Origin of the sequence: Trinickia sp. (genome assembly GCF_051961175.1) — a bacterium.
Classification (GTDB): Bacteria; Pseudomonadota; Gammaproteobacteria; order Burkholderiales; family Burkholderiaceae; genus Trinickia.
Map to the genome: position 1 here is coordinate 1 of NZ_JBQCDN010000432.1, position 5,652 is coordinate 5,652.

Annotated in this window: 6 protein-coding genes; 1 reads left to right on the top strand and 5 read right to left on the bottom strand. The window is 63.9% G+C overall.

What is annotated here, in order from left to right; translation table 11 throughout:
- Positions 1–491, bottom strand: a 491-nt coding sequence (locus tag ACTHL0_RS24460) for an ATP-binding cassette domain-containing protein (protein WP_440569646.1), incomplete at its 3' end; no start/stop codon positions are given.
- 135 nt (positions 492–626) lie between these two features.
- Here ACTHL0_RS24460 and ACTHL0_RS24465 point away from each other — a divergent pair.
- Positions 627–1,106, top strand: coding sequence for a glutathione peroxidase (locus tag ACTHL0_RS24465; protein WP_440569647.1), 480 nt, complete (start codon positions 627–629; stop codon positions 1,104–1,106).
- A gap of 32 nt (positions 1,107–1,138) precedes the next feature.
- Here the strand turns inward: ACTHL0_RS24465 and cls are convergent, their stop codons facing one another.
- From cls to dapE, 4 genes are all read right to left on the bottom strand, one after another.
- Positions 1,139–2,590 (bottom strand): cardiolipin synthase, encoded by a 1,452-nt coding sequence (gene cls, locus ACTHL0_RS24470; protein WP_440569648.1) that lies wholly within the window; start codon positions 2,588–2,590, stop codon positions 1,139–1,141.
- 146 nt (positions 2,591–2,736) lie between these two features.
- A complete protein-coding gene (locus ACTHL0_RS24475) occupies positions 2,737–3,498 on the bottom strand; it encodes a lysoplasmalogenase (RefSeq protein WP_440569649.1) in 762 nt (253 codons plus the stop codon).
- A 117-nt stretch (positions 3,499–3,615) separates the two neighbouring features.
- A complete protein-coding gene (prmB, locus tag ACTHL0_RS24480) occupies positions 3,616–4,503 on the bottom strand; it encodes a 50S ribosomal protein L3 N(5)-glutamine methyltransferase (RefSeq protein WP_440569650.1) in 888 nt (295 codons plus the stop codon).
- Between the two features lie 31 nt (positions 4,504–4,534).
- On the bottom strand, positions 4,535–5,652 hold a 1,118-nt coding region (dapE, locus tag ACTHL0_RS24485; RefSeq protein ID WP_440569651.1), incomplete at its 5' end, for a succinyl-diaminopimelate desuccinylase.

Below are 5,652 nucleotides of genomic sequence, written 5' to 3' on the forward strand. Positions count from 1 at the left end.
AGCGCTTGCGCCAAATTCAGACGCATGCGCCAGCCGCCCGAAAAGCTCGCCACTTGTTCCCGCGTTTGCGCCAGCGTGAACCCGAGGCCGAGCAACAGCGCCTCGGCGCGGGCCGGGGCGGTGTAGCCGTCGGCGTCGGCGAACGCCGCGTGCGCGTGCCCGAGCGCTTCGCCGTCATGGCTGGCTTCGGCTTGGGCGATGCGCGCCTCGATCTCGCGCAGCGCGGCATCGCCGTCGAGCGTGTACTCGAGCGCGGTTTTGTCGACGGCGGGCGTCTCTTGCGCCACGTGCGCGATGCGCCACGAGGGCGGCAGCGAGAAGTCGCCCGCATCGGGGTGCAGCTCGCCGCGCAGGACCGAGAACAGGGTGGACTTGCCCGCACCGTTGGCGCCGACGAGTCCGGCCTTTTCACCGGGGTTCAGCGTGAACGAGGTGGCTTCGAAAAGCGGCTTGACGCCGCGGGCTAAGCTGAATTGATTGAAACGGATCACGACGGGGCCGGCAGCTCGAAAAGCGCTATTTTAGACGGTCACGCGCTGGGGCAGTGCCAATCCGGCGCCAATCTTGCGCCGGGCGCCGCCCGGCGCTTTCGCATAGACTTGTGTTTTTCCTTCGGAGGCGACTCGGTGAGTACGCTCTATACGTTTTCCGCGCGCGCGCTGGGCGGCGAGCCGCTGGGTCTGGACCGGTATCGCGGCAAGGTTCTGCTCATTGTGAATACGGCCAGCGAATGCGGGTTCACGCCGCAGTATGCCGGCTTGCAGCACCTGCAAGAACGGTTCGGTGCGCGCGGGCTCGAGGTGCTGGGCTTTCCGTGCAACCAGTTCGGCAAACAGGAGCCGGGGGATGCCGCGCAGATCGGCAGCTTCTGCGAAAAAAACTTCGGCGTGACGTTTCCGATGTTCGAGAAGGTGGACGTGAAGGGCCCCGATGCGCACCCATTGTTTCGCTATCTGACCGATGAGGCGCGGGGTGTGCTGGGCACGAGATCGATCAAGTGGAACTTCACGAAATTCCTCGTCGACCGTCACGGTAACGTGCTCAAGCGGTATGCGCCCAAAACGACGCCTGAGTCGATTGCGGCGGATATCGAAGCGTTGCTTTGAGGCGGTGCGCAGCGGTTGCGGCGGAGCGGTGATCACAAAATCGGCGAGAACAACCGCGCCACGTGCATGACGATGCGCCGCAGCGCAGACGCTTTGCGGTACTCCTGGCGGGTCACTTCCCACGCATGGGCGAAGTCCCGCGTCAGCATGGCCTCCACCTCCGCGGCGAAGGCATGGTCGATCGTTAGCACCATGATCTCGAAGTTGAGCCGGAAGGAACGGTTATCGAGATTGGCGCTGCCGATCGCCGCGGCGACGTCGTCAATCAGCATGACCTTTTGATGCAGGAACCCGGGCTGATAGCGGAAGATCTTCACGCCCGCGCGAATCAGGTCATAGGCGTAAAGCTTCGACGCCTCGAACACAACGTAATGATCGGGCCGGCTCGGGATCAGAATGCGCACGTCCACGTCACGCATGACGGCCAGCCGCAATGCCGAAAAAACGGCCTCGTCGGGCACGAGGTAGGGCGTCGTGATCCAAATCCGCTTTTGCGCCGCGTTGATCGCCTCCACGAAGAACAGCGAACCCGTTTCCTCTTTATCGGCGGGCCCGGGCGCGATGACGAGGCAATGCATATCGGCATCGCCCGCGCTATGCGACGTTTCGGCTTGCGACGGTTCGAGCCGCGGCAGGCGCTGCGTCGCCCAATGCCAATCCTCGATAAAGACGAACTGCACGCTGGCGACCACGGGGCCACGCAGCTCGATATGCGTGTCGCGCCAGGGCGACAGGCGCGGATTGCCACCGAGATATTCGACGCCGATATTGTGGCCACCGACGAAAGCACGCTCGCCGTCGACAACGACAATCTTCCGGTGATTGCGGAAATTGAGCTGGAAGCGATTGACGAAGCGCTGATTTGTCGCGAACGGATGCATCTCGATCCCGCCTTCGAGCAACGCCGAGATGTACCTCTGCGGCAAATCGAAGCTGCCGATGCTGTCGTACAGGAAGCAGACCCTCACGCCTTGCGCCGCCTTCGCCAGCAGCAGCGCCTTGAGCTTTTCGCCGAGCGCGTCGTCGCGGACGATGAAAAATTGAATCAGCACGTAATGGCGCGCGTGCTCGATCGCATCGATGATCGCTGCGAACGTGGCCTCGCCGTTGACGAGCGTGCGCACATGATTGCCGGGCAGAAACGGCATGCCGGACAGACGCGTGAGCGCACGCACAACCGCATGGCCGAGCGCATCGGCAGGGCGTCCCATCGATGACGCGCGCGTATCCCAGGCGCTCGGATGAGCGCGCGTGCGCAGCAGCTCGCTCTCGATGCGGCGCTTGTCGACATAGCCCGAGAACTTGCTGCGGCCCAGGAAGAGATACGGGATTACGGTCACATAGGGCACGGCCACGAGCGAAACCGCCCAAGCGATTGCGCCTTGCGACGTTCGCGTATTGAGAATGGCGTGGCCAGCGGCAATCACGCCGAGCACGTGTGCGGCGAAGATCAGGCTGCCGAGAGAAAGCCAGTCGAAATGCATGTGCGGTTGATGAAGGGCGTGGCGTCTATCCGATGCGCCGGGTTACCGGCGCGCGATCCCTGTGCATCTTACCGAAGCGCCGGATTGAGGGCAGGCTTATCTGCCATGGCCGGAAGGCCATTTGCGTCCGAGGAACGGTTCGGTCGTCAACGCGCACCAGAACGTAGGAGGCCCCCGACGATCGAGACCTGTGCGAGGACATAGGTGAACCAGATCGCATATCCGCTGCCATGGAACGCACCGAGGAAGCGGTCGACGCCGATCATGGCGTCGGAAGCGACGAAGGCAAGGCCGCCGAGGGGCAGCGCCGGGCCGCTTGGCCGTACCAACAGGGCGCAGCTCGCCATCGCGCACAGCGCGAGCAGATAGAGCGCGACCGGAATGGCCAACGGCCCGAGATTCGGTAAGAAAACGATGTACATCGCCACTGCAGCCACGCACAGCAAGGCGATGGCGATGCGGCGCCAAGCTTCGACGCCGCGCCACAGCCCGGTGCGCACGGCACGCGGGGCCAGCAAGGCGCAATACGCCAAATGCGCGACGAGAAACGCACCGAGGCCACCGACGAAGGAGAACGTCAGCTGCGGCAGTGCCAGCAAGGCGTCGCCAACGGCCGACGCCGCCAGCGCGGCCATCAACCGAACGCGTTCGCTGATCGGCTCATGACGCGCGCAAGCCAGGAATAGCAGCGCGCACATCAACACCTTGGCTGCCGCTTGATCGGGATAGGGCGCATCGCGCAACGACACACCGTACGCGAGCCCCGCCGCGGCGGCGAGGAGCCACAATCGCCGCGATTGCGACTCGGCGCTTTCGATCGGACGGGAGCGATCGCTGGCACCGTCGCGATCGTCGTCGCCCGGGTGGTGATCGTGTCGACCGGCGGGCGTCGGTTCCGGAGCGGGCATGGGCGCTATGGCCTCTCGAAGGTCGATCGAATAAACGAGCGTCAAACGGGTGCAAGACCGTATAAACGCCCGTCAAATGGGCATCAAGCGGGGGACGAGGCAGGCACCCAGGCGCCTTCAAACGGCCGGCAGATCGCTGGCTTGAATCAAAAATACCGTGTCGTCCCCGGCACTCGTCGACAGCCAGACCAGGTCCAGCCCGCCGAACGCTGCTTCCACATTGGCGCGCTCGTTGCCGATCTCCACCACCAGCAGGCCGTTTTCCGTCAGCCAATTGCGCGCGTCCTTGACGATGCGACGCACGATATCCATGCCATCTTCGCCCCCGGCCAGCGCGAGTTGCGGCTCGTGCCGATATTCGGGCGGCAACGCGTCCATCGAGGTGCTGTTGACGTACGGCGGGTTGGCGATGATGACGTCGTATCGGCGTTCCGCCAGCGGGGCGAACAAATCGCCCTCGAACAGCGCGATACGGTTGTCCAACGCGTATTCGTTGACGTTGATATGCGCGACTTCGAGCGCCTCAGGCGAAATATCGACGGCATCGACATCGGCATTCGGAAACGCCTGCGCGGCGAGAATCGCCAGGCAGCCCGAACCGGTGCACAGTTCGAGCACAGCACTGACTTCGTCGGGATCGGCCACGTACGGCTGTAACCCGTCCTCCAGCAATTCGCCGATGAACGAGCGCGGCACGATGACACGCTCGTCAACATAAAAGCGCAGGCCGTGCATCCACGCCTCTTGCGTAATGTAGGCGGCAGGGACGTGGTGGGTTGTGCGGCGCTCGATCACCTTGAGTACGGCGTCGATTTCATCGTCGAGCAAGCGCGCATCGAGGAACGGCTCCAACGTGTCGAGCGGCAGATGCAGCGTATGCAAAATCAGATAGGCGGATTCGTCGTAGGCATTCGCGCTGCCGTGTCCGAAGGCGAGCTCCGCCTGGTTGAAGCGCGACACCGCATAGCGCAGCAAATCGCGCACGGTGCGAAACGGCGTGGTCATCTCGGCATCTCCTGGTGCGGTACGGGGCCCGTTATGCGATCAGCGCTTCGAGCACGCGCCGATAAATGTTTTTCAAAGGATCGACGAACGCGAGCTCGATATGCTCGTCGATTTTATGGATGCTGCCGTTCGGCGGGCCGAATTCGACGACTTGCTTGCAGATACGCGCGATGAAGCGCCCGTCGGATGTGCCGCCGGTGGTCGACAGCTCTGTCGACACGCCCGTTTCGTCCTTGATCGCGCGCTCGAGCGCGTCCGAAAGGTCGCCGCGCGGCGTGAGAAACGGCAAGCCGCTCACCGTCCAGTCGAGATCGTACTCGAGCCCATGCTTGTCGAGAATCGCATGCACGCGCTGCTGTAACCCTTCAACGGTGCTCGCGGTCGAGAAACGGAAGTTGAACGTGAGTTCCGCGCGGCCCGGGATGACGTTGCTCGCGCCCGTGCCGCTGTGCAGGTTCGACACCTGCCACGTCGTGGGCGGGAAATAGTCGTTGCCTTCGTCCCAGTGCTCGGCAACGAGTTCCGCCAGCGCTGGCGCCATCAGATGGATCGGATTGCGCGCGAGATGCGGGTAGGCGATATGGCCTTGCACGCCCTTGACGACGAGCTTGCCCGACATCGACCCGCGCCGGCCGTTCTTGACGACGTCGCCGAGCGTATGCGTCGAGGTCGGTTCGCCGACGATGCAGTAATCGAGCGTTTCACCGCGCGCCTGCAGCGCCTGGACCACCTTGATCGTGCCGTCGGTGGCCGGACCTTCTTCATCGCTTGTGATCAGAAACGCGAGCGAGCCGCGATGGTTCGGATGCGCGGCCACGAATTCCTCGCTCGCGACCACGAAGCCGGCGATCGACGTCTTCATATCGGCGGCGCCGCGGCCGAACAGCTTGCCGTCGCGGTGCGTCGGGACGAAGGGCGGCGAGCTCCACTGTTCGAGCGGGCCCGTCGGCACCACGTCAGTGTGGCCCGCGAAGGCGAGCAGCTTGCCGCGTGCGCCGTCCGTGCCGCGCTTGACGGCCCACAGGTTCGTGACGCCGTGCGATTCGATCGTTTCGCAGGCGAAGCCGGCCGCTTCCAGCCGTTCGATCAGCAGCTTCTGGCAGTGTTGATCGTCTGGCGTGACCGAGGCGCGGGCGATCAGTTCTTCGG